Annotated in this window: 21 protein-coding genes; 7 read left to right on the plus strand and 14 right to left on the minus strand. The window is 29.5% G+C overall.

Annotation, left to right across the window (positions count from 1 at the left end):
- Positions 1–790: 790 nt before the first annotated feature.
- Both RCH18_RS12270 and RCH18_RS12275 read left to right on the plus strand, forming a co-directional pair.
- Positions 791–1897, plus strand: coding sequence for an ABC transporter permease (locus tag RCH18_RS12270; RefSeq protein ID WP_326937051.1), 1107 nt, complete (start codon positions 791–793; stop codon positions 1895–1897).
- A gap of 34 nt (positions 1898–1931) precedes the next feature.
- Positions 1932–3053 (plus strand): ABC transporter permease, encoded by a 1122-nt coding sequence (locus tag RCH18_RS12275; protein ID WP_326937052.1) that lies wholly within the window; start codon positions 1932–1934, stop codon positions 3051–3053.
- 172 nt (positions 3054–3225) lie between these two features.
- Here the strand turns inward: RCH18_RS12275 and RCH18_RS12280 are convergent, their stop codons facing one another.
- A complete protein-coding gene (locus RCH18_RS12280) occupies positions 3226–3669 on the minus strand; it encodes an META domain-containing protein (protein ID WP_326937053.1) in 444 nt (147 codons plus the stop codon).
- Positions 3670–3843: 174 nt separating this feature from the next.
- Between RCH18_RS12280 and RCH18_RS12285 the strand changes: the two genes are divergently transcribed.
- The 4 genes from RCH18_RS12285 to RCH18_RS12300 are packed head-to-tail and all read left to right on the plus strand — an operon-like array spanning position 3844 to position 6736.
- A complete protein-coding gene (locus RCH18_RS12285) occupies positions 3844–4398 on the plus strand; it encodes an RNA polymerase sigma factor (protein ID WP_326937054.1) in 555 nt (184 codons plus the stop codon).
- Complete coding sequence (locus tag RCH18_RS12290; RefSeq protein WP_326937055.1) at positions 4395–4931, plus strand: anti-sigma factor; 537 nt, start codon at positions 4395–4397, stop codon at positions 4929–4931. The genes RCH18_RS12285 and RCH18_RS12290 overlap by 4 nt, the downstream gene beginning before the upstream one ends.
- Entirely contained in the window at positions 4915–5976 is a 1062-nt protein-coding gene (locus RCH18_RS12295) for a hypothetical protein (protein WP_326937056.1), read from the plus strand. The genes RCH18_RS12290 and RCH18_RS12295 overlap by 17 nt, the downstream gene beginning before the upstream one ends.
- A gap of 25 nt (positions 5977–6001) precedes the next feature.
- Positions 6002–6736, plus strand: coding sequence for a head GIN domain-containing protein (locus RCH18_RS12300; RefSeq protein WP_326937057.1), 735 nt, complete (start codon positions 6002–6004; stop codon positions 6734–6736).
- Between the two features lie 181 nt (positions 6737–6917).
- Here the strand turns inward: RCH18_RS12300 and RCH18_RS12305 are convergent, their stop codons facing one another.
- Positions 6918–8180 (minus strand): aminotransferase class I/II-fold pyridoxal phosphate-dependent enzyme, encoded by a 1263-nt coding sequence (locus tag RCH18_RS12305; protein WP_326937058.1) that lies wholly within the window; start codon positions 8178–8180, stop codon positions 6918–6920.
- Positions 8181–8475: 295 nt separating this feature from the next.
- Here RCH18_RS12305 and RCH18_RS12310 point away from each other — a divergent pair, with 295 nt between their 5' ends.
- Positions 8476–9261: an NYN domain-containing protein gene (locus RCH18_RS12310; RefSeq protein ID WP_326937059.1), complete on the plus strand. Its 786-nt coding sequence runs from the start codon at positions 8476–8478 to the stop codon at positions 9259–9261.
- Positions 9262–9601: 340 nt separating this feature from the next.
- Here the strand turns inward: RCH18_RS12310 and RCH18_RS12315 are convergent, their stop codons facing one another.
- The 12 genes from RCH18_RS12315 to RCH18_RS12370 all read right to left on the minus strand — a co-directional run bounded on the left by RCH18_RS12315 (position 9602) and on the right by RCH18_RS12370 (position 22275).
- A complete protein-coding gene (locus RCH18_RS12315) occupies positions 9602–9880 on the minus strand; it encodes a hypothetical protein (protein WP_326937060.1) in 279 nt (92 codons plus the stop codon).
- Between the two features lie 18 nt (positions 9881–9898).
- The gene (locus RCH18_RS12320) at positions 9899–11299 is read right to left on the minus strand and encodes an exopolysaccharide biosynthesis polyprenyl glycosylphosphotransferase (RefSeq protein ID WP_326937061.1); all 1401 of its coding nucleotides are present in this window, start codon (positions 11297–11299) and stop codon (positions 9899–9901) included.
- A gap of 3 nt (positions 11300–11302) precedes the next feature.
- The gene (locus RCH18_RS12325; RefSeq protein WP_326937062.1) at positions 11303–11710 is read right to left on the minus strand and encodes a VanZ family protein; all 408 of its coding nucleotides are present in this window, start codon (positions 11708–11710) and stop codon (positions 11303–11305) included.
- Positions 11711–11760: 50 nt separating this feature from the next.
- On the minus strand, positions 11761–14088 hold the full coding sequence (locus RCH18_RS12330; RefSeq protein WP_326937063.1) for an exopolysaccharide transport family protein: 2328 nt from the start codon (positions 14086–14088) through the stop codon (positions 11761–11763).
- Between the two features lie 131 nt (positions 14089–14219).
- Positions 14220–14981 carry a polysaccharide biosynthesis/export family protein gene (locus RCH18_RS12335; protein WP_326937064.1) on the minus strand — a complete coding sequence of 254 codons (762 nt, stop codon included), beginning with the start codon at positions 14979–14981 and terminating at the stop codon, positions 14220–14222.
- Positions 14982–15092: 111 nt separating this feature from the next.
- Positions 15093–15839: a glycosyltransferase family 2 protein gene (locus tag RCH18_RS12340; RefSeq protein ID WP_326937065.1), complete on the minus strand. Its 747-nt coding sequence runs from the start codon at positions 15837–15839 to the stop codon at positions 15093–15095.
- 222 nt (positions 15840–16061) lie between these two features.
- The gene (locus RCH18_RS12345; protein ID WP_326937066.1) at positions 16062–16880 is read right to left on the minus strand and encodes a glycosyltransferase family 2 protein; all 819 of its coding nucleotides are present in this window, start codon (positions 16878–16880) and stop codon (positions 16062–16064) included.
- Positions 16873–17367: a putative colanic acid biosynthesis acetyltransferase gene (locus tag RCH18_RS12350; protein WP_326937067.1), complete on the minus strand. Its 495-nt coding sequence runs from the start codon at positions 17365–17367 to the stop codon at positions 16873–16875. The genes RCH18_RS12345 and RCH18_RS12350 overlap by 8 nt, the downstream gene beginning before the upstream one ends.
- Positions 17368–17427: 60 nt before the next feature.
- Entirely contained in the window at positions 17428–18507 is a 1080-nt protein-coding gene (locus RCH18_RS12355; RefSeq protein ID WP_326937068.1) for a glycosyltransferase, read from the minus strand.
- Positions 18504–19676 (minus strand): glycosyltransferase, encoded by a 1173-nt coding sequence (locus RCH18_RS12360; RefSeq protein WP_326937069.1) that lies wholly within the window; start codon positions 19674–19676, stop codon positions 18504–18506. The genes RCH18_RS12355 and RCH18_RS12360 overlap by 4 nt, the downstream gene beginning before the upstream one ends.
- Positions 19677–20987 (minus strand): hypothetical protein, encoded by a 1311-nt coding sequence (locus RCH18_RS12365; protein ID WP_326937070.1) that lies wholly within the window; start codon positions 20985–20987, stop codon positions 19677–19679.
- Positions 20988–21018: 31 nt separating this feature from the next.
- The gene (locus RCH18_RS12370; RefSeq protein WP_326937071.1) at positions 21019–22275 is read right to left on the minus strand and encodes a glycosyltransferase family 4 protein; all 1257 of its coding nucleotides are present in this window, start codon (positions 22273–22275) and stop codon (positions 21019–21021) included.
- Positions 22276–22397 lie beyond the last annotated feature (122 nt).

Below are 22397 nucleotides of genomic sequence, written 5' to 3' on the forward strand. Positions count from 1 at the left end.
AAGAGGAAAGAGGAAAGAGGAAAGAGGAAAGAGGAAAGAGGAAAGAGGAAAGAGGAAAGAGGAAAGAGGAAAGAGGAAAGAGGAAAGAGGAAAGAGGAAAGATGAAAGAGGAAAGATGAAAGATGAAAGATGAAAGATGGAAGATGAAAGATGAAAGATGAAAGATGAAAGATGAAAGATGAAAGATGAAGGATGAAGTATTAAGTGTTAATTGTTAAGACTTTATCGGAAAGAAAAATAGAAAAGTTTACAATACGCTATTTTAAAATTTACGATAACATCAAGGACTAAATAAACTGTGAAAATCTGTGAAATCTGCATTTTTAAAAGAATAAAAAATCTGTGGCTCAGTGGCAAATATCATTTTAAAAAAATCTGCGAATCTGCGTTACTATTTAATTTTAAAAAAATATGTGAGATCTGCATTTTTAAAAGAATAAAAACTTTGTGGCTCTGTGGCTAATATTACTTTAAAAAAAAATCTGCGAATCTGCGTTATTATTTAATTTTGAAAAAATATGTGAGATCTGCATTTTTAAAAGAATAAAAACTTTGTGGCTCTGTGGCTAATATTACTTTAAAAAAAAATCTGCGAATCTGCGGTACTATTTAATTTTGAAAAAATCTGTGAAAACTGTATTTCAAAAGAATAAAAACTTTGTAACTCCGTAGCTAATATTACTTTAAAAAAATCTGCGAATTTGCGGTCATAATAAATTTGTAAATAATCTGTGTATGAAAAATGCTAAAAACTTTGTGATTTATTGCCTGCGAAGCTAAAAAAAATACTATGAAAAGATTCATCGGTTTTATAAAAAAAGAATTCTATCACATATTTCGTGACAAACGATCCTTGTTTATCCTTTTTGGTATGCCAATTGCCCAAATTTTACTTTTTGGTTTTGCTATAACAAACGAAATTAACAATGTTGATATTGCTATTTTAGATCATTCTAATGATGTAGAAACTCAAAAAATAATAAACAAAATAAAATCCTCTCCTTATTTTAATATTGAAAATCAAATTCAATCAGAAAGAGAAATAGAATCCGAGTTTAAAAAAGGAAAAGTAAAAGCAGTTCTTATTTTTGAACCCGATTTCAGTAAAAATTTAGTTACTAAAAAGGTTGCGGTAATACAAGCTGTCACTGATGCTACTGAGCCTAACGTTGCTAATACTATAGCCAATTATAGTGCAGCAGTGATCCAGAATTATCAAATGCAACAAAAACAAGCCTATACAAGTGAAGTAAAAGTCGATGTACAATCGAGAATGTTTTATAATCCAGAACTTAAAAGTGTTTTTAATTTTGTTCCAGGTGTAATGACTGTAATTTTAATGCTTGTTTCAGCAATGATGACCTCTATTTCCATCACACGGGAAAAAGAGTTAGGCACTATGGAAATACTTCTCGTTTCACCTTTAAAACCATTTCAAGTAATTGTTGGCAAGGTTTTTCCTTACATTTTCCTCTCTATTATTAATGCTATAGTAATATTATTGTTGGGCTATTTTGTTTTTAAAATGCCTATTAATGGAAGTCTCTTTCTTTTAATGTTTGAAAGTATTCTTTTTATCATCTCGGCACTTTCTTTAGGAATATTAATTTCCACAATATCTGATTCGCAACAGACCGCTATGATGCTATCACTTATGGGTTTAATGCTACCAGTAATTATTTTATCAGGCTTTATATTTCCAATAAATAGCATGCCATTGCCGATGCAAGTAATAAGCAACATTATTCCAGCAAAATGGTTTATTATCATAGTAAAAGCGATTATGCTAAAAGGAGTTGGTATAGATTATATTTGGAAAGAAACCTTAGTATTAATAGGAATGACTGTGTTTTTTATTGCGCTAAGTATAAAGAAATATAAGATTAGATTGGAATAGCGATGTCCCAAAAGCTACAATTAAAAACTTCTAAATGAAAACAATACTATTCATCGTGCAAAAAGAATTCAAGCAAATTTTTAGAGATAAAAATATGCTCCGACTTATATTTATTTTGCCTATTTTACAATTATTAATTTTGTCAAATGCAGCGACTTTCGACGTTAAAAATATCAATATAACGATTGTTGACAATGATCAAAGCGCAGCGTCAAGAGAACTAATACAATCTTTTAAAGCATCCACCTACTTTAAAATGACTGCTCCTTTTTTCTCTGAAAAAGAGGCAATTGAAGAAATGCAAAAAGGAAATACAAATATTATTGTAAACATCCCAGTACATTTTAATCGTGATATACAAAAGGAACAAAAAACAAATATTTCAGTTATTATAAATGCGATTGATGCAGCAACAGCAGGAGTTGAGAATGTTTACGTGTCACAAATAATAAATACCTACAACAAAAATATTCAAACACAGTCTCAGAATTTCTCAAATACTACACAAATTCCCGAAAATATTCTTGTGATTCCCTCTTTTTGGTATAATAACACTTTGAATTACAAAACCTTTATGGTACCTGGTATTTTGGTATTATTGGTAACAATGCTCACCTTATTTCTATCCTCAATGAATATTGTAAAAGAGAAAGAACTAGGAACATTAGAGCAGATTAATGTTACACCAATAAAAAAATATCAATTTATTATTGGAAAACTTTTCCCTTTCTGGATATTAGGACTAGTTATTTTAACAATTGGTCTGGTGATTGCTAAATTGATATTTAACGTTCCCATGTTGGGAAATATTTTGGTGGTGTATCTTTTCACAGCGGTTTACTTACTTTTAGTGCTAGGAATAGGTCTTTTTATATCTAATCATACCGATACTCAGCAACAAGCTATGTTTATCGCTTGGTTTTTTATGGTGATTTTTATATTGATGAGTGGCTTATTTACCCCAATTGAGAGTATGCCAATATGGGCACAAAATGTAACACTAATTAATCCAATTCGTTATTTTGTGGAAGTTATGCGCATGGTAATGCTTAAAGGCTCTGGTCTTTCTGACATTGTGCCACAGTTTGCTATCATTAGCGCCTACGCTATTTTGATGAATGGACTAGCAGTTTGGAGTTATAAGAAAACAAACTGATTTCGTTCATCTTTTTATAACTCCAAAATTCTTCTTACCGTTGATAAACCAAATTACTACTGAACGCTGTCAATAAAAATTTATTTATTCAAGTCAATTTGTTTTTTTTTTAATATTCTAAACCTTTTCTAATTTAACATTATTGGTCTACATTCCTCTAAAAAGAAGACTATTAATTCATATAAACAGCTTCAAAAACGGCTAATGGTGCACGTGCTATATTTAGTGTTAAGACATCATTTACAATAGTATAATTATCAGCCAATTCAAAAGCTTCCAAAAACTCCGATTCATTTATGTTCACATCAGGACAGGCTCTTATTGTCACTGCCACATTTCTAAAATTTATTCTATTACCTTCATCTAAAGTGTAGCTTCCTGATAATATATTACAACCTGCAAAACCTATGACAGTGTTATCTGCTTTTTTCAAAGTAATAAAAATTTCACGTTCTTGATTCTTAGTCATTGACACCTGTCTACCTTGCAATGTTTTCAATTTCCAGTATTTTTCAGTAATATTATTATCATTGTCAGCTTTACTAATGTTCATTATGGTGTTACAACATACAATACTGAAAATTGTTATGATTAATATTATTAATTTAGCTTTCATAGTTTTAAATAATTTTTAACTTAAATATAATATACAATAAATCCATAAGCATAGGAATCCATAGTATAAAATGTACCGGTTATCCTTTTTGTGTAAGTAAAAATAGATTTTAAATTTTAAAACTGTAACATAATAAAATTTTCTACGTCTTTATTATAAATCACACAGATCTGCTTGACTCTCAAACAATATAATATCGAAGAATTGATTTTGCTTTGCCAGCAGAAGAATCAAAAAGCGCAGTGCGAGATATACAATCGCTATGCTAAGGCCATGTATAATGTCTCGTTTAGAATTGTTAAGGATGCCCATTATGCCGAAGATGTCATGCAAGAAGGTTTCTTAAAAGCATTTAATAAAATAAATGATTTTAAACAGGAAGTCGCTTTTGGAGCATGGTTAAAGCGAATTATTGTAAACTGTAGTATCGATTTTTATAAAAAAAATAATCAATATAAAACAGAGGATTTTGAATCGACTCTTTATAAGATTGAGGAGATTACTGCTGATGTAGCAGAAAACGAATCTTTTAATGAACTTAAAATTAAGCAAGTTTTAGAAATCATCAATTCCTTAAAATACAATTATAGAATGGTGCTGACCTTATTTTATATTGAAGGATACGACTCAGAAGAAATTAGTGAGATTTTAAATATAAGTTACGCGAATTCTCGAACAACGTTAAGCAGAGCAAAGGAATCCTTAAGAAAAAAAATAAAAGAATTATGAAAAAGGAAGATGAAAATTTAGAATTATTATTTAAAAAATTTGATAATCAATGGGATATTGAAGAACTTAATACTGGACATAAAGAACGTTTTATGGTTAAATTAAGTAGTATAAAATATTTACGAAACTATTTTTTACTGTTGGCGATCGCTGCATGTATTATGCTGTTTTTTGGACTTTCTTTATTTTATAATGAGAAAAATAAAATAACCGAATTTCAATTTGCTTCTAAAGAAACAAAACAAACTGATTCTATTTTTACAATTATAATTAATAAAGAATTAGAAAAACTAAATGAAAAAAAATCTCCAGAAAACAAAAAGATTATAGCTGATGCATTGAAACAGATGAAAATTTTAGATCAGGATTACGAAAAAATCATAAAAGAGTTAGAGAGAAATGGTGAAAGCAAACAGATTATTTATGCCATGCTAAGTAATCTTCAAACTAGAATTTCTTTCCTACAGTCCGTACTAAAACATGTCGAAAAAAATGACCAATTAATATACATTCAAAATGAAAAGACTTTATAAAATGCTATTTTTACTTCTAATAATTCCATGGTTAGGATTTTCAGCTGAAAATTATTTTAATTATTCCAAACAAAAAAAAATTAATAAAGCGTACATAGTAAATCCAGATGCCACCCTTGCAATTGAAAATTCTTATGGAACTATTTCAGTGACAACTTGGAATGAGGATAAAATAGAGCTAGCCATTACTATAAAGGTTAGTGGTGATAATGAAAAGTGGGTAAATCAAAAGATCAATGATATAGATGTTGAAATAAGTGCTCTTAAGGCAATCATATCTGCCACCACAATTTTTGGTAATTCTAGTTATCAAAATCAAAGCAGAAATACTAGTTTTGAAATCAATTATAGTCTTAAAATTCCAAAAAATGGACATGTTAAATTGAGTAATAAGTATGGCAATATAATTACTAATGACTTGTATGGTCATGCAGAAATAAAATGTAAATACGGAAAAGTGATTTCAGGAAAATTATGGAATGATAGTACTATTCAAATGGATTATTGCAGTAACTCGACGATTACTTTTATAAAAAAAGGAACAATTAATGCAAAATATTCCAATTTAAAGATCATTGATGCGGGAAATTTAGATTTAATTTCAGATTATACTGATGTTGAAATATTGAATTGTGATAATCTTAAATACAATAGCAAATATGGTAAGATAAGGGTAAATAATATTAAAACATTAGATGCTTCAGGCAACTATTTAACGATCCATTTGGGAGAAGTTTATGAGACATTAAAATTAAGCACAAAGTACAGCTCCTTAAAAATTGATGTTATAAAAGCAAGTGCGAATAAAGTTTCCATTAATTCATCTTATACTGGAATTAATATAGGATTTGACCCTAATTTTACGTTCAATTTTGATATTTTACTTAGATATGCCAATTTTAAATATAATAGCGAATTGGATTTCTTTTCAAAAGAAGTGGTTTCCAATTCAAAAAAATATACCGGATTTTATAAGAAAAAAGACAATAATTATCTTACGATAGTTTCAGATTATGGAAATGTAACATTAACTAAAAATCAATAATCATTAATTAAAAATCAAATTTATCATGAAAAAATCAATTCAATTTCTTGTTAGTTGCGCTTTACTTGTAACTACTTTAGCGCAGGCGCAATGGTTTTCTAATCAAAAAATAAAAGGCAATGGTAACTTCATTTCGGAGCAAAGAGTAACGAAGTCCTATGAAAAAATTGATGTCACTGGTTTTTTTGATGTTGAGTTAGTTGCTGGCAAAGAAGGAACTATTACAGTGAAAGGAGAAGAAAATTTAGTGCCCTTGATAAAAATAGAAGTTGTTAATCAAGTTTTAAAAATTTTCACTGAAAAAAATAAATATATTTCTACGAGCAAAGGGAAAGGAATTGTAATTGTTATACCTATTGAAAATATAAATAATGTTTCTTTAACAGGCTCAGGTGATATAGTTGGGAAAACTACAATTAAATCAGAAAATTTTTCAGTTCAACTTACTGGTTCTGGAGATATAGATTTAAAGATAGAAGCAAATAGTGTAAATGTCCTTTTAACTGGCTCTGGTGATATTAATCTTTCAGGAAATACAGAAAGTATAAATAGCGATTTAAAAGGATCAGGAGATATAGATGCTGGCAAATTGACTTCTAAAAACGCTAATGTGACAGTTTCTGGATCGGGAGATAACGCAGTCAATTGTACTGAAACCATTTATGCTCGAGTTACTGGATCGGGAGAAATAAAATATACAGGGAACCCCAATAAGAAAGACACTAAAGTTAGCGGATCAGGATCTATAAAAAGATCTTAAACGAACTATAAGTGGTAAGTTGAGAATTAAGTACTCGCAAATAAAAAATTTATATAGCATTAGTAGACTAAAATGTGAAAAGGATCTAAAAACGATAAGTTTTTAGATCCTTTTCTTGTGCCTAAAAGTTATAAAATATTTGGCTTTACTACTTTTAATATTCCATCAACATTAAAATTATTTATGCGTCTAAATCAACTTTAGTACGTGATGCAATTTCCTTATAAGTACCATTTACTAATTTTTCTCTAATTGCTTCAAAGGCTACTAAGGTTTCATTGATATCATCTAAAGTATGTGGGGCAGTTGGTATCACACGTAATAAAATCATTCCTTTTGGAATTACTGGATATATAACAATCGATAAAAAGATGCCATAATTTTCTCTTAAATCATTAACCATAACCATTGCTTCTGGTACACTACCTTCAAGATATACTGGAGTTACGCAAGTATTAGTATCTCCGATATTAAATCCTTTACTTCTTAATCCACTTTGTAATGCATTTACATTTTCCCATAGTTTATCTTTTAACTCTGGATGATCGCGCAAGAGTTGTAATCTTTTTAAAGAACCAATGGTTTGAATCATTGGCAATGCTTTTGCAAACATTTGAGAGCGCAAATTGTATTTTAAATAATCAATTACATCTTTATCAGCAGCAACAAAAGCACCAATATTAGCCATGGATTTAGCAAAGGTAGAGAAATAGACATCAATTTCGTCTTGACAATCTTGCTCTTCACCTGCTCCAGCTCCTGTTTTTCCAAGTGTCCCAAAACCGTGAGCGTCATCAACTAACAATCGGAAATTATATTTTTGCTTCATCGCAACTATTTCCTTTAATTTACCTTGTTGACCGCGCATTCCAAAAACACCTTCTGTGATAAACAAAATACCACCTCCCGTAACTTCCGCCAGTTTAGTTGCTCGTTGCAAGTTTTTTTCCATACTTTCAAGATCATTATGACGGTACGTAAAACGTTTGCCCATGTGTAACCGAACACCATCTATGATGCAAGCATGTGCATCGACATCATATACAATAACGTCATTTTTCGTAACTAAGGCGTCAATTGTTGACATAATTCCTTGGTAACCAAAATTCAATAAATAAGCCGATTCTTTCATAACAAAAGCAGCTAACTCATTTTCTAATTGCTCATGATATTTAGTATGACCACTCATCATTCGCGCGCCCATAGGATAAGCAGCGCCGTATTGTGCTGCTGCATCTGTGTCAGCTTTACGAACTTCAGGATGATTTGCAAGTCCCAAATAATCATTCAAACTCCAATTCAAAATATTTTTTCCTCCAAATTGCATTCTTGGACCTAATTCACCTTCTAATTTTGGAAAAACAAAATAACCTTCAGCTTGTGAAGCCCATTTTCCTAAAGGCCCCTTATTATTTTGAATTCTTTCGAATAAATCTTTTACCATAATATATTAAGTAATATTTCTAATTTTAAGAAGTTGCAAAATTAATTATTTAAAATTTATAAAAGAATTATAAGCACATTTATTTTTATGTTTAAAATTGTAATTTATGATAAGTTAATTCTTAATTTATATTTTATTTTCTATTGTAATTTTTATGAGGTAATATTATTTACATCTAATAAGATTGTTTCATTAAACATTTATAAAAAATAAATAACTATCAAAAATGAATTTTGAAAAAATTTATTTATTCTGATTCTTTGTATATTTGAATATTATTTTCAAGTTTAAAAATATGTCTCAAAATACTAAAGAATTAAAATTAGCAGTTTTAATCGATGCTGATAATGTACCTTACAGCAACGTCAAAGGAATGATGGAGGAAATTGCTAAATATGGAACACCTACTACAAAAAGAATTTACGCTGATTGGACTAAACCCAATGCCGGCGGTTGGAAAAGTGTTCTTTTAGAGCATGCAATAACCCCTATTCAACAATATAGTTATACAGTAGGAAAAAATTCATCGGATTCAGCTATGATTATAGATGCGATGGATTTGTTATATTCAGATAAAGTGGATGGTTTTTGTATAGTTTCTAGTGATTCTGATTTTACACGTTTAGCAATACGATTAAGAGAATCTGGCATGAAAGTAATAGGCATTGGTGAACAAAAAACTCCAAACTCCTTTATTGTCGCCTGTGATCGTTTTATTTATATTGAAGTTTTAGATGGTGCTATTAAGAAAAAAGCGAAGAAACCAGCTGGTGATACTAAAAAACAAGTAGAAAAATTAACTGAAAAACCAGTTGAGAAGTCATTAACTAAAATTGAAATTCCCACCATTGAGCTTATTGAAACCACAATTGAAGATATATGCGATGATGATGGTTGGGCATTTTTAGGAGATGTGGGAAATCTTATTGTAAAAAGAAAACCAGAATTTGACCCAAGACGATATGGCTTTTCAAAATTGACTCCAATGTTAAAATCACTGACTGATATTTTAGAAATTGATGAAAGAGAATCCGATAAAAAAGGGATCAAACATGTGTATGTGAGATTGCGCTTTAGTTGAGGTAAGCAATCATTTACTATTTAATAAGCCTTTTAAAAAATAAATTTAAGCTTTAATACTTTTTTAAGTTTTAACCTAATAAGCAATCAATTAGTATTGATACAGTCAAATTATTTAATAAAATTTGTTTTCATAGTAAATAGCACGATTATTTACTTATTATTTATTAAATACTACTTAGTGACTATTACTTTTTTTCTTCACATTTTATTAATCTTCCATCGGCTATCATTTAGATCAACTTTACTCTATTTTTTCTATAATTTGCCTAAATAAAAATTTGGGAACAGTAATAAAAATTAATTTTTAGTGGTAAGTAAGATTAAATACATAACTCTAATTAAGTGTGCGTTGCTAACTCTTTATTGATGTTATCGGGAATAGTAAGCTCATTCCATGCTTGATAATTTTTTCGTCTTTTATTTCTAGATAGACTTATTGATTCATTTATTTCAAAATTATGAATCTCTTTGATTTTATCATTCAATTTTAATATACGATCCAACTGTTTTTGCTGGACTTTATATTTGTTATAATATTTATATAATTCTTTACCGATGAAAAAAGTACTCAGAGAAAATCCTGTGAGTACACCTATTAAATAATAAGTAATATTCATAATTTTTATTTTTATTGATTAAAAAGCATTTTTATCTCCTTTGAAGATGACAATTACTGTCATTAGACAAATTTTAATATCAGTTATAAGGGACCATTGTCGCACATATTTAATATCTGTGTTGACACGTTTTTTCATATCAGATACTTTTTTAGTTTCTCCCCTATGTCCTGCAACTTGTGCAAGACCGGTAATCCCTGGTTTTACAAAATGACGAACCATAAAATTATTAATATGATTGTTGTAGTCATTAGTATGCTGTATCATATGTGGTCTAGGCCCTACAACACTCATTTGGCCTACTAGAACATTAAAAAATTGAGGCATTTCATCTAAGCTAGTTTGGCGAAGAAATTTTCCTATAGGAGTGATTCTAGTATCTCCTTTTTCCGCTTGTTTACATTCATCACCATTATTGATGTACATACTTCTAAATTTATAACACCAAAATGAAGTGTTTTTTTTACCCGTGCGTAATTGCTTGAATAAAACAGGCCCAGCACTTTGTTGCTTTATAATAAGAGCTATAATAGGATAAAGCCATGAAAGAATAAAGACAATCACTAAAAGACTAAAAATAATGTCAAAAAGTCTTTTTATTAAGCGATTATAAGGATTTTGTAATGGCTCAAATCGAGGAATAATTACATGGAAATTATTGAAACTACAGCTATTAAAATGAATTTTCGAAATTGATGAGAAATCAGGAATGAATTTTAATCGCATACAGTATCGATCTCCAAGTTCAAAAAAATAATTCAAATCTAAAATTTGATCAGATTTTGAGACAATATATAATTCATTAATTTCTTCATCTGAAGCCTTGTGTATTGCGTGAGTTAACGCCAAGCTAAAGTCTCTATTGTTAATATACTGTAATGTAGAATTTTCATTTAAAATTCCTTTAAAGCAAATAAACAGTGAATTCTCTTCTAGGTAGGAGGCTAATTCAATACTTGTTTGATTAAATCCCCAAATTGCGACCGTATATGGTTTAGTGACCCAAGTTTTAAATTGTTTAATTAATGCAATAAATAAAATTCTTGAAAACAAAAAGTAGAATAGCAAAAAACTAAGTTGAAATAAGTTGGCTTTGGTAAAAAAATATTGTGAAATATCATCTTGAAATAAAAACATATAGCCATGCCATAAAATTCTTTGCGCCAAAAAAGCATAACAACTATTGTGAAAAAAATTTTCTAAACTAAAAACATTTTCTAATCGATACATTCGATAAAATGATACAGATAAGATCCAGCTAAAAAAAGTAAAAAGAACCATTTTATTGAAATACAATGCAGGCGCATTGACTCCCTGTTCATTTATGAATTTTAGAAATATTAAAGTTCCAATTAGCATAGCCACCATGTCTAAAATAGCACAGCAAATGATGAAGTTGACTTTATGACTATTACGCATCTTTTAATTCTTGATTAGCTTATTAAAAAAAATATACAATAACGCTCCTACTAAACTTCCAACGATTCCAAAATAGATATCCATTAAATCTGGACTTCTACCGTCTATAAAAAATTGTACAAATTCAACAAGGGAAATGAAAATTCCAGCGATACCTAAGTTTTGTAGAAATATTAAGTTTTTACTGCGATTCTTTTTTTTTGAATGTTTTATTTGCGAGAAAGCGGCTTGTAAAAAACCAAAAAACACAAAAGGAATAGATGTCCTTAAATTGTAATATTTTTTACTCCAGTCTAATAACCATTGAGGGAGATAACTTTCAGAAATAAAACTAGAATCTGATAGCCAAGAATAGTAAAAAACTATAATGATTACAAAAAATAAAAGAAACACAATTAAATTTTTGGACATTATATAGTTGTTATTGTTAACTATGCTTTTTTTAATAGTGCAATCAACATTTAACTTACAAATCTTCTAAGCCAAGGTTTTTTAAGACTCATCTCGTTATAATTATAATTGTAATTTGATCCATAATTATAACCGTAAGCACTCTTTCTGCTAACATCATTTATGATAATACCAACATTATTTAATTGATTTTTTTTAATCATATTATTAAGTTGGATCAATGTGTTTTTTTCTGTAAAATCATATCTAGTAACAAATATGGTGACATCAGCTAGATTACCAAAAATCAGTGTATCAGAAACCATTTGTACGGGCGCCGAATCTATAATAATAAAATCGTACATTGATTTTGCCTCTTCTATTAATGCTTCAAAATTATAATTAGTTAATAGTTGAGCAGGATTAGGAGGTATTTCACCTGAAAATAATGTGTCTAAATTTTCGGAATAACTAGCATCTTTAACTACGAATTCTTTCCAATCCTCACTTTTATTAGCTAAAAAATTTGAAAGTCCAGAAATGTTTTTACTGATTTTAAAATAGTTGTGTAACTGAGGATTTCGCATGTCAGCTCCTATGAGTAAAACTTTTTTATTAAGATTACTAATTGTCACTGCGTTATTAAATGCGCAAAATGATTTGCCTTCCCCTTGATTAGCGGAACAAAACAATAGCACATTCCCTTTATTATCCACTTTTTTCGGTAATAAATAAGAAATATTTGAGAATAAAATTCGAGTTACCTCAGCAATTGTTGAACGCGAATTTGCAGTATGATCTAAATTATCCTTTGCATTTATTTTAGGAATTATACCTAAAAATGGAACATGAGATAATACATTTTGTATATCCTCTTCATTGTGGATTTTGGTATCAAGCTGTAGTTTAAAATATATTGTTCCCAAAGGGAGTAGCAAACCAAATATAATTGCACCGAGCATAAATGATTTTGGTTGTGGAAATACAGTGGAGTAATCCGTTTCAGGAGCGTTTAAGGTTTTTAAATTAGACTCTAAAACAGCTATATTTAAAGTGGCTTCTTCCTTTTTTTGTAATAATGTTAAATAGGTTACACCCTTTAAATCAATTTTATTATTAATATTTCCTAATACTTTATCTTTTGTTGGGATACTTTTGGCTTCTGAATTGGCACGATTTTGCTCAGATCTGTTCGCTATATTATTTTGATTTAAATACTCTAAATAACCTTGCAAAGTGTTAAGGACAGCTTGTTTTTGAGTTTTTAATTGCTGTACTATATTCAAGTATGCTGGGTTGTTTTTTTGAGCGCGTTGCAATAATAAATCACTTTCTAAAACACTAGTATTATAATTGGATAAAAGTTGATTAACTGTTGGTGCCTCTAAATTGTAACCTGTACCTAAAACTGAGGTATTTCCCGTTTTTTTAATATCATTAATCGCATACTTTGTTAATTCAATTTGTCTTTTATTTAGCAGTGAACTCTCTTGTTTACTGTTTTTTTCATTAGTTTTGTCAGCTATGTAATTGTCCATAACTAATATGTCATTATTTTGCAAATATTTTTCTTTGATGCTCTCAATTGAATCTTTTTCTTTTGAAAAAACTGCTATTCTTTGGTTTAAATAATTAACTGTATTGTTATACAGTTTTTGTTTACCTTCAATAATATTATTATCTAATGATACGATTATTTCGTTCAATATTTTTTGAGAAAGTTCTGGATTTGCTCCTTTATGATTTAACATCATATTGGTATTTTGATCTTCTAATGTTTCAACAATAAGTGCTGATTTAAGATTTTTTACTGCTTGAGTTATTGACTCAAAATTCACTACATATTCTTTACTCAAAAATTGATTACTATTTTTTTTACCCAATGGAGTCAATTGAATCGTGAAAGGCAGGCCATAAAAAGATTGAGGTCCTCCATTTCCATGAATTAAATAACTTTTATTAATAGCTGGATCACTTACTAATAAACCATTTGACACTATTTTTATATCGTATTTCTTTTTAGACAACAATTTATTTGAAACAGTACTATTTACTATAAAAGGAATTTCTTCAACACTTGTATCCAAGAGAGTACCTTTTTCTAAATAGGTGATATTTAAGTGCAAATCTTCCACTACTTTGGCCAAAAATCCATACGAGTTGATTAACTGCTTTTCATCACTTAGGTTTACTTCTTTTTTTTCAACTTCATTTTTACTAAAAGTATTAATCTTTGTATCTTCTTGTCTATTTTTATCAATACTGATTAGAGCTGATGTTTGATAAGATGGTGGCATGGTTTTAAGAAAGTAGAATGCACCACCAACACATAAAAGTAAACTCCCCATAATCCAAGGCCAAAACTGAAAATATCTAAAAAAGCTTTTTTTAAAATCCATGATATATTTTGTGTTTTAAATGAAACAATTGTAAAAGTAAAAAGCTACTATTTAAAAGATAGAATCTTATAAATTCTGCAACTTTAATAAGATCATACTTATTTAAATAAAATGACTTTATCACTAAAATTTTATTTTACAAGCAAAAAGACTGCTAAAAGCGAGGCTGCTAAACTTAAAACTTGTAATGGATCTTTTATTACTCCACCACTATTCGCCTTTAGTTTGTTAGGTTTCACTATAATAATATCATTTTGTCTGATTCTAAAATTAGGATCAGGCATCCATGAAGCCGTAGTCAAGTCTATATGATAAACCTGTCTTTTTCCATTTAATTCTCTAATTAATACCACATCTCGTCTTATTCCTGAATAGGTTAGATCACCTGCCTTACCAATAGCATCAATTAAACTAATAGATTCTTCTGTAAAAGGTATTACACCTGGAGAATTTACCTCCCCAATTATGGTGAATTTATTGTTAAGTACTCTCACTAAAACGGTAGGATTTACTAAATAGCCTTCATTTATTAATCGGTCTTTTATTTTTTTTTCTAAATCAGATGGTGTTAAATTATTGACATTAATTTCATTGAGAATTGGCATAGTAATATTTCCAAGAGGTGTAACTAAGTATCCTTTTAATTTCATTATATCTATTGAATTTTCTTGACCTAAATTCATATTAATATTAAAAGGTGCTGCTACCGCTGGGTTAAGATCTATCACATCAATTTTTAAAATATCATTAGGTTGTATAGCAGTGCTAACATACGTTATAGACGAGTTAGAGTATTTATCTAAATCTTGGACATATAACATTTGTCTTCTTGTAGTACAAGATTGTAAGATAAATAAAAGCAGTAAAATGGTGGTTAGTAGGATTTTTTTCATTGTAATAATAATTTAATTGTTAGGTATAAGGAACTTAGATTTATCAACAAATTTAATTTGGCTTGAATTTTTAAAAAATTAGAAATGGAGAGTTAATATAAAAGCTTATTATTAGTGAGCTATATACTGCTTAAAGGCGATAGCCTTTTTAAGAAAAACAACCTGAAATGCTTTTAAACCATGAAATTTATAAATTTTATAATCCTCTTGTAGAACTTCAAATACTCTTTTGGAATTAGTACTTAATCCACCCATTCGCATTTTTACAAAATACTGATTGATATAACTCATCTTAATATTATGCTGATATAAATAGCGCAGTAAAAATTCAGTGTCTGAAGCTATTTTAAAATCTAAATTATATAAACCATATTTACTGATAATTGATTTCTTTAAATAAACAGTAGGATGTAAAGGCAGCCATCCTATATTAATTTTTTCACGATCAAAGGCACCTCCAATTCGATTTCGAATTAATTTTTCCTTACTATCATTTGACACATAAATACCATCACCATACACTCCATCTATACTTGAATCAAATTTAAAACGTGCTACAATTTTACTAATCGCTGATTTATCATAAAACTCATCATCAGAATGCATAAGACCAATAATATCTCCTGTTGCCAATTTAATCCCTTTGTTTATTGCATCATACATTCCTTGATCTGGCTCAGAGACATAAATATTTACTTTATCTTGATAAGACTCAATTATTTCTTGAGTACCGTCAGTAGAATTACCATCAATGATTATATACTCGACGTTAGGATAGCTCTGGTTTAAAACGCTATCAATCGCTTGTGCAATTGTAGTTTTTCTATTATAGCATACAGTAATGATAGAAACTTTCATAATATTAGATTATTAGGGGTGTAATTACTTTACCGATTTATAAAACAAAAACTGCATTAATTAAATCTGCCAAAATTTTTTGATATATAAAGTCAAAGTATTTTTAAAATAAAATTTTAATATTTTAAGCCAGATGATCAGAGGTAAAGTATTATTATGAAATCATTATAATACCTAAATTTTAATACTTATCTTAAAAATAATATTATTGAAAAAAGTATTTTATTTTACTTTAAGCAATTCAGCTTTTGTCTGAATTTGAAAGAAATAATGCGCTTTAAAACGCGCTAAATAAAATCCCTCTTTCCCATCTAAAAAGCCTAATTTTAAAAAATAGGCTCCCATAAAATAAAAGGCTGGTAACAAACCAGTATTCAACAGGCCATATTTTATTTTTTGATTTAAAGACAAATGTTGGTGATGAGACTGTTTTAGTTGGTAATATCGATGAGCCTCCCAAGTAGAATAAGCATTGTGTTTACTGATGTAATGATCTAAATCTTTAAAATCTTTATGTACAACCTTAGCATTTATAACTCCAACTTTTCCCTTTATTACAGGATGTTCATGTACTTCCATATCTAAAGAACTCCATAAATCCTCTTCAATTTTTTCATAAGCTCCTTTAGATTTTTTGAAAAGAGCTGCCTTTTTAAATCCATATCCATATTTTAACTTTTTACCCATAAAATAATTTTCAAATTGTATTGTATAACCATTGTAATTAGGGTTTTTAGTTTTAAATTCTATCTCATTAACAAAGTCATCGGTAACAAATTCATCAGCATCTAAAAATAGAACCCAATCGTGTTTAATAGCAGCATTTTGTAAAGCCCAGTTGCGCTTTTTTGGAAATTTTCCATTCCACTTAAATTGTAATACTTCTGCTCCCATGCTTAATGCTATTGCTCTTGTATCGTCTGTACTATCTGAATCAATAACTATTATTTGATCAAATCGATTTAATTTTGACAAACAAAGAGGCAAATTAAGCGCCTCATTTTTGACAGAAACAATCACAGTGATAGGTATTTTATTCAAAATTTCTAAATTTTATAAATTTGGCAGGATTCCCACCTACAATTGTATTTTGATCTACATTTTTTGATACAACTGAACAAGCTGCCACAATTGCATAATCCTTAATAACTATACCAGGTCCTATAAAAGCTCCAGCAGCGACCCAAACACCATCTCCAATAGTAATTGGTTTTAATATTAATGGGAAATCTGTCTTATTATAGTTGTGTGTAGATGCACACAAATATGTTTTTTGTGAAATCACTGTATTGTCACCGATGCTTATTGTTCCCTGATTATAACAGTCTGACTCAGGACCTATACTAGAATTTTTTCCAATTCTAAGATTCCATGGCGCCCAAATTCTCACAGAAGCATAAATATGCGAAGACCAGTCAATTTTTGCTCCAAAACATTTCAAAACTAAAACTCTGTATTTTTTGAATAATCGGGATGCAAAAGGACGAAATAAAATGAACCAAGTAATATTCCAAAGTACTCTTAACAATTTATTTTTAAGAGTAAAAGAATGGTTATAATTTGATAAATTCAATTTTGGATATTATTTTTAATTAAGAATTGTTTTGTAAAGATTTAGAAATAGCTTAGATATTTCTGTGATTTCATACTTATCTAAAATAAGATTTCTACCTCTGATACCCATATTTTTTAATTTTGTGCGATCTGTAATAATTATTTTTTTAATTATTATTTCTAAATTTGCAACAGATAAGTTAATCCACCAGCCGCAATTATATTTTTCTAAATCACTCCATGGCGTACCTTGAGTAGTTATGACAGGAACACCCATTGCCAAAGATTCAGCAATTACAATTCCAAAGTTTTCACTATGAGTAGGTAGAACCATTACATCAGCAGAACGTATAAATTCCCATTTTGCATTGCCATATTTACTACCCACAAATTGTAAATTATTTAGATCTAATGCGCTTTCGGTTAAATTTGCTATATAATTTTTATCTCCATTTCCAGCAATTTCAAGTATCCATCCAGTTGTATTGCAATTACGCCAAGCCTTTATTAGTAATTCAATTCCTTTTTTGGGATGAATTCGCGAGATAAAAACTATTTTTTGAGTGCCATACACACTTTTAATTTCTTTTACATCACTAATGTCAACTCCATTTGGAATTATTTCAATTGGACTGCTAATGCCGCAATCTTTAATATTTTTGGCTTCCATCGATGCAGTAGCATGGATAAGATCTGCCTGTTCTAGAGCCTTTTTTTGATATAAAAAAAGAGCTATATTTTTCTTCCACGAATTGTGAGCTAAAATCCAAGGCTCTAACATACCGTGGGGAGAAATTATTACTTTGATACCTTGTTGTTGCGCCATTTTTTGAAACCCCCAATTTGGCGGATTCCAAATTCCATTTATGTGAACAATATCAGGTCTTTCATCGTGCAAATATTTTTCAAATTCTTGAAGCAATGTAAACCAACGTATAGTTTTAGTGTTAAAATATTTTATACGAACACCATCTATAACAATTGGGTCAGTTGAAAATCCAGTTGCAATGCTAAATGAGATATCCTTTTTTAGAGCCTTGCTTAACAAGCGCATATATTCTGTGGTCCCCCCACCTGTTTTATCAATACTTTCTATGTAATGAATAACTTTCATTTGTCTTTTAATATTTCAAAGTAAATTTTTTCAATTGCATTCATAAAATCAATCGTTAAAAATTTTTTAGATTGTGACAGAGATATCTCAACTGCTTTGCAATGATCTTCTGGCGAAAGATGTATCACTTTTTGTAATTCTTGAGCTGCAATTTTTTTCCAGTTTACTATACCAGCTTCGTCAAATGGTTTTTTAGGAATATAGAAACCAGCCTCACCTGCCACTTCCTTCATAGGATCTTTTTCAGTGGTTATTACTAGACAACCTGACGCCATTGCTTCTATTATTGGCCAACCAAAACCTTCATATAATGATGGAAAAAGTAAAACCGAAGCACTTTGATAAAATTGTTGTAATCTTAAATCCTCTGTATTTGCTATAAAATGAATCGACTTTGAAACACTTGATTTTTCTTTAAAAGCTATTATTTCTGTCTCAGGATACTCTCCAACTAAAATCAATGGAATAGTAACTGAATAGTGGCTTGACCAATAATCATATATTTCTAAAACTCCCAATTTATTTTTATAAAAAGCATTACCCCCAACATGTAATACAAATCCTGCAGATAGATCAATATTATATTCTGTAGATAAGATCTTCCTTAGAGCAATTTTATTTTGTGTAGGTACAAAATTTTGATTTAGACCGTTGTAAACCACGTGTGAAACTTTTGGTACAGTTTCAAGTAATACATGTAAATCACTTTGTGTTTTATAGGAAATACTAATAAAATTTTCGGCTTTACGATAGCCCCAAAGAATGAATTTTTGATAATATTTTCCATTTTGACTTATCTTGTTTTCAGGTATCAAATCAAAGGCTGAATGCTGCGCTAAAAAATCGTGACAATGTACCACATGCTGTCGATTTTTAACTAGAGTTACCCAAGGTCCCAACGCGTTGTCAGCAAAAACGAATAATGTTTCTTTTTTGTAAGCTATTAGTTTTAATGAAACTTCGATAGGAAAAACAAAATATTGATCTAAATATCCCAACCACTTTGATAATTTTTTGCTTAAGAAAGCTAATTTTATAAAAAAGGGTCTGGGACTCCATTCTATAATTTGATGCCCTTTTTGCTTCATACCCTCTTTCAGCATCTGAGCAAATCGAGGCATGCTTTGATGGGCTAAGAATTTAGGATGTGTGAAAATTATAATATTCATTTATAAGATTTCCTTGTTTTTATTAATGCTAGCTAATAAAATTCCTGTTACAATAATTGTATAACCAAGCATACTTGGTTGTGCCCATTGTCCCTGAGTTAGTGAAAATAATGCTGTACCACATAAGATTAATGGTAGTAATTTTTGTTGAGCTGGTAATTGCATAGATTTTATAAATAAACTTATTGCTAAACCTAAACGCAATATTATAGTCCCGCCACCTAATAAAAGTCCTTGTTCGCCTGCAATTCTACTTAACTCGTCTTCGGCTATCAAAAAATCAGTTTTACCAGATAAGATTTGTGCGCCTGCATTAGTACCCATTCCTAGATTACCTGTAAATAATGGAAGATTGATAATATTAATAATGGGATTAATAAAACCATCAATAGCCCTGACAAAAAACGAATTTTCAAAACCTCCGCTTTGATCACTTGCTGTATTTACGCGACTCATAAATACCTCGCTACCAGTATTGAACGCTGATGTGGTTTCTTGCAGTACAATAATTAATAAAGTCAACACACATACTGTCAAAATAATTTTCATTATATTAGAAAAGGTAGTAGCCGATCCTATGAACGCAAAAATGCCAACTAATAACACGCCACCAACAGCTGTGCGACTTACCGTCAAAGGCAAACTAAAGATTAAAGCGATCGTACTTGTAAAAAGTAAAATTTTGGAAACTTTTTCTTTAGATAACCAAAAGTAAAATGTGTAAACCGATACAAAAATATAAAAGGAAGCTAATCCAGTAATAAATGAAAAAGTACCTGGCGGTCTAAAGTATCCCATTGCTCCGGAGAAACCTGCACTGCCTTCTCCGCCTAAACCTATATTAATAAAAGCAGATTGTGGACTAATAAATTGTAAATAAACAATTATAGTCATAAAAATATTTAATACAAGCAAAACATGACCTACTCTTAAAATATCCTGCTTTGTAAATATTAAGCCAATAATAAATATTAGAGGGAAATGAAGTAACATGATTCGTGCTCCATATAGACTAACAAATAAATTGCCGTGCCCAAAAGTTAATGTTACAATTAATGATAATATTGTTAATATGTAACCAAATACTAAATATTTATTTATGAATTCAATTTTCAGAGATAGCGCTCTAAAAATAATAAAAATAGCTATTGGATCTCTTACTATTAACAATGGAGTTGCTAAACCAGGTAATACCCATTTGCGTAAAGCTCCTTCAAAAATCCATAAAAAAAAATAAAGCCAGATAGCAATTTTTAAAGAGTTGTATGAATCAACATTTACAGAACGATCACTAATACTATAATTTACCATCTTACTTACTGAATCGAGGTTTACTTATTTTTCAATTTTTATGGTTATCTAATATTACTTTTAATGATTCAATAATGGTTTCACTGTAACTATCCCATGTATAATTTTTTGAATGTTTTGATGCTTTCTTCCCCATTACATGTAATGAATTTCTATTTTCTAAAAACCATTTTAATTTTGATGCGATGGCATTTGGAGAGCGAATAGGTACTAAAAAACCAGTTTCTCCCTCAATTACTAAATCTTCTCCGCCCGTATTTGGTGTAATGATAATTGGCAATCCTTGACTCATTGCTTCTTGTATAACTAAGGCTCTTCCTTCAACTATGGAGGGTAAACAAAAAACATCACAAGTTCTCATTAATTTTAAAACCTCATCATGCGATCGACCAGCTTCATATTTAAAATTGCTTAATTGAGACTGATAAAATTCTATTGGTGCTAATAATGAGCCTAAAACAACTAATTCAATAGACGTATTTTCAAATTGTTTAATTGCTTCAAAGAGATCACCTAATCCTTTACGCTGTCCCATGGATCCTACAAATAATACTCGCAATGGTTTATCTCTTTTGTTTTCGCTTAATATTCTGTCCGAATAGTTTTGCGGAGAACCAAAAGGAGATATTATTTTAATTTTATCTTTAGACCAAGTAGGCAGCGAATCAATTACAAATGAACTTGGTCCTATTACTACATCAGCTAATTCTAACTCTTTTCGTTTACGCTCTAATTTAGCTTTACTATCTGAAATTCCACCACCAAGGGTTGGTGCCCATTTTGGTATCCGCTGTTCTTCTTCAAGCATTAATTTTCTACCGGTTTCCCAATAGGCTATTGGTAAATCATAAATACAAATCAAACCTAATTTCTTTGCTTGTAAAAATATTTCTAAGGCACCATCTTCATAAGCATAAACGGCTGTTACGCCATTCTCTTTTGCTTTTTTTAAGGTAGTCGACACGTTGTAATCAAGATTTTGATATATTTTTTCAACACTAAAACATCCAACTTCTGGTTTTGTCAAATAGGTAATTGCTAGTTTTGAAAATACAGTTCGTGCTATATCATTAAAAGGATGCGTTATTGTATATTTTTCTAATATCGGATTAAATGTTCTTCTTTTTAGTGGATTAAATAGTGAAAGTCTACTTAATAGCTCCAAATTGCTTTTAGGAAATACAGCAATCGATGTGTGAAATTGATATAGTTTTTCTTGTTGAGCAAGTTTAGTAACTATGGCACGTACATTAGAATTAGCAGTTGGGTGACAAATTATTACTTTCATAAACTTATTTGTGTTTTCTAGAATTATTTAAATGCAACAGTTTCGCTAATAATTGTATATTTTTTAAAATACTTATTGCAGCTTTTTATATAAATTAAGGTCTTTTTTTCCTATTTACAAGC

Source organism: Flavobacterium sp. PL11 (assembly GCF_035985025.1).
GTDB lineage: Bacteria > Bacteroidota > Bacteroidia > Flavobacteriales > Flavobacteriaceae > Flavobacterium.

Coding starts and splice junctions, on each gene's coding strand:
- RCH18_RS12270 (WP_326937051.1), top strand. CDS start 791: ATGAAAAGATTCATCGGTTTTATAAAAAAAGAATTCTATCACATATTT.
- RCH18_RS12275 (WP_326937052.1), top strand. CDS start 1,932: ATGAAAACAATACTATTCATCGTGCAAAAAGAATTCAAGCAAATTTTT.
- RCH18_RS12280 (WP_326937053.1), bottom strand. CDS start 3,669: ATGAAAGCTAAATTAATAATATTAATCATAACAATTTTCAGTATTGTA.
- RCH18_RS12290 (WP_326937055.1), top strand. CDS start 4,395: ATGAAAAAGGAAGATGAAAATTTAGAATTATTATTTAAAAAATTTGAT.
- RCH18_RS12295 (WP_326937056.1), top strand. CDS start 4,915: ATGAAAAGACTTTATAAAATGCTATTTTTACTTCTAATAATTCCATGG.
- RCH18_RS12300 (WP_326937057.1), top strand. CDS start 6,002: ATGAAAAAATCAATTCAATTTCTTGTTAGTTGCGCTTTACTTGTAACT.
- RCH18_RS12305 (WP_326937058.1), bottom strand. CDS start 8,180: ATGGTAAAAGATTTATTCGAAAGAATTCAAAATAATAAGGGGCCTTTA.
- RCH18_RS12310 (WP_326937059.1), top strand. CDS start 8,476: ATGTCTCAAAATACTAAAGAATTAAAATTAGCAGTTTTAATCGATGCT.
- RCH18_RS12315 (WP_326937060.1), bottom strand. CDS start 9,880: ATGAATATTACTTATTATTTAATAGGTGTACTCACAGGATTTTCTCTG.
- RCH18_RS12320 (WP_326937061.1), bottom strand. CDS start 11,299: ATGCGTAATAGTCATAAAGTCAACTTCATCATTTGCTGTGCTATTTTA.
- RCH18_RS12325 (WP_326937062.1), bottom strand. CDS start 11,710: ATGTCCAAAAATTTAATTGTGTTTCTTTTATTTTTTGTAATCATTATA.
- RCH18_RS12330 (WP_326937063.1), bottom strand. CDS start 14,088: ATGGATTTTAAAAAAAGCTTTTTTAGATATTTTCAGTTTTGGCCTTGG.
- RCH18_RS12335 (WP_326937064.1), bottom strand. CDS start 14,981: ATGAAAAAAATCCTACTAACCACCATTTTACTGCTTTTATTTATCTTA.
- RCH18_RS12340 (WP_326937065.1), bottom strand. CDS start 15,839: ATGAAAGTTTCTATCATTACTGTATGCTATAATAGAAAAACTACAATT.
- RCH18_RS12355 (WP_326937068.1), bottom strand. CDS start 18,507: ATGAAAGTTATTCATTACATAGAAAGTATTGATAAAACAGGTGGGGGG.
- RCH18_RS12360 (WP_326937069.1), bottom strand. CDS start 19,676: ATGAATATTATAATTTTCACACATCCTAAATTCTTAGCCCATCAAAGC.
- RCH18_RS12365 (WP_326937070.1), bottom strand. CDS start 20,987: ATGGTAAATTATAGTATTAGTGATCGTTCTGTAAATGTTGATTCATAC.
- RCH18_RS12370 (WP_326937071.1), bottom strand. CDS start 22,275: ATGAAAGTAATAATTTGTCACCCAACTGCTAATTCTAATGTACGTGCC.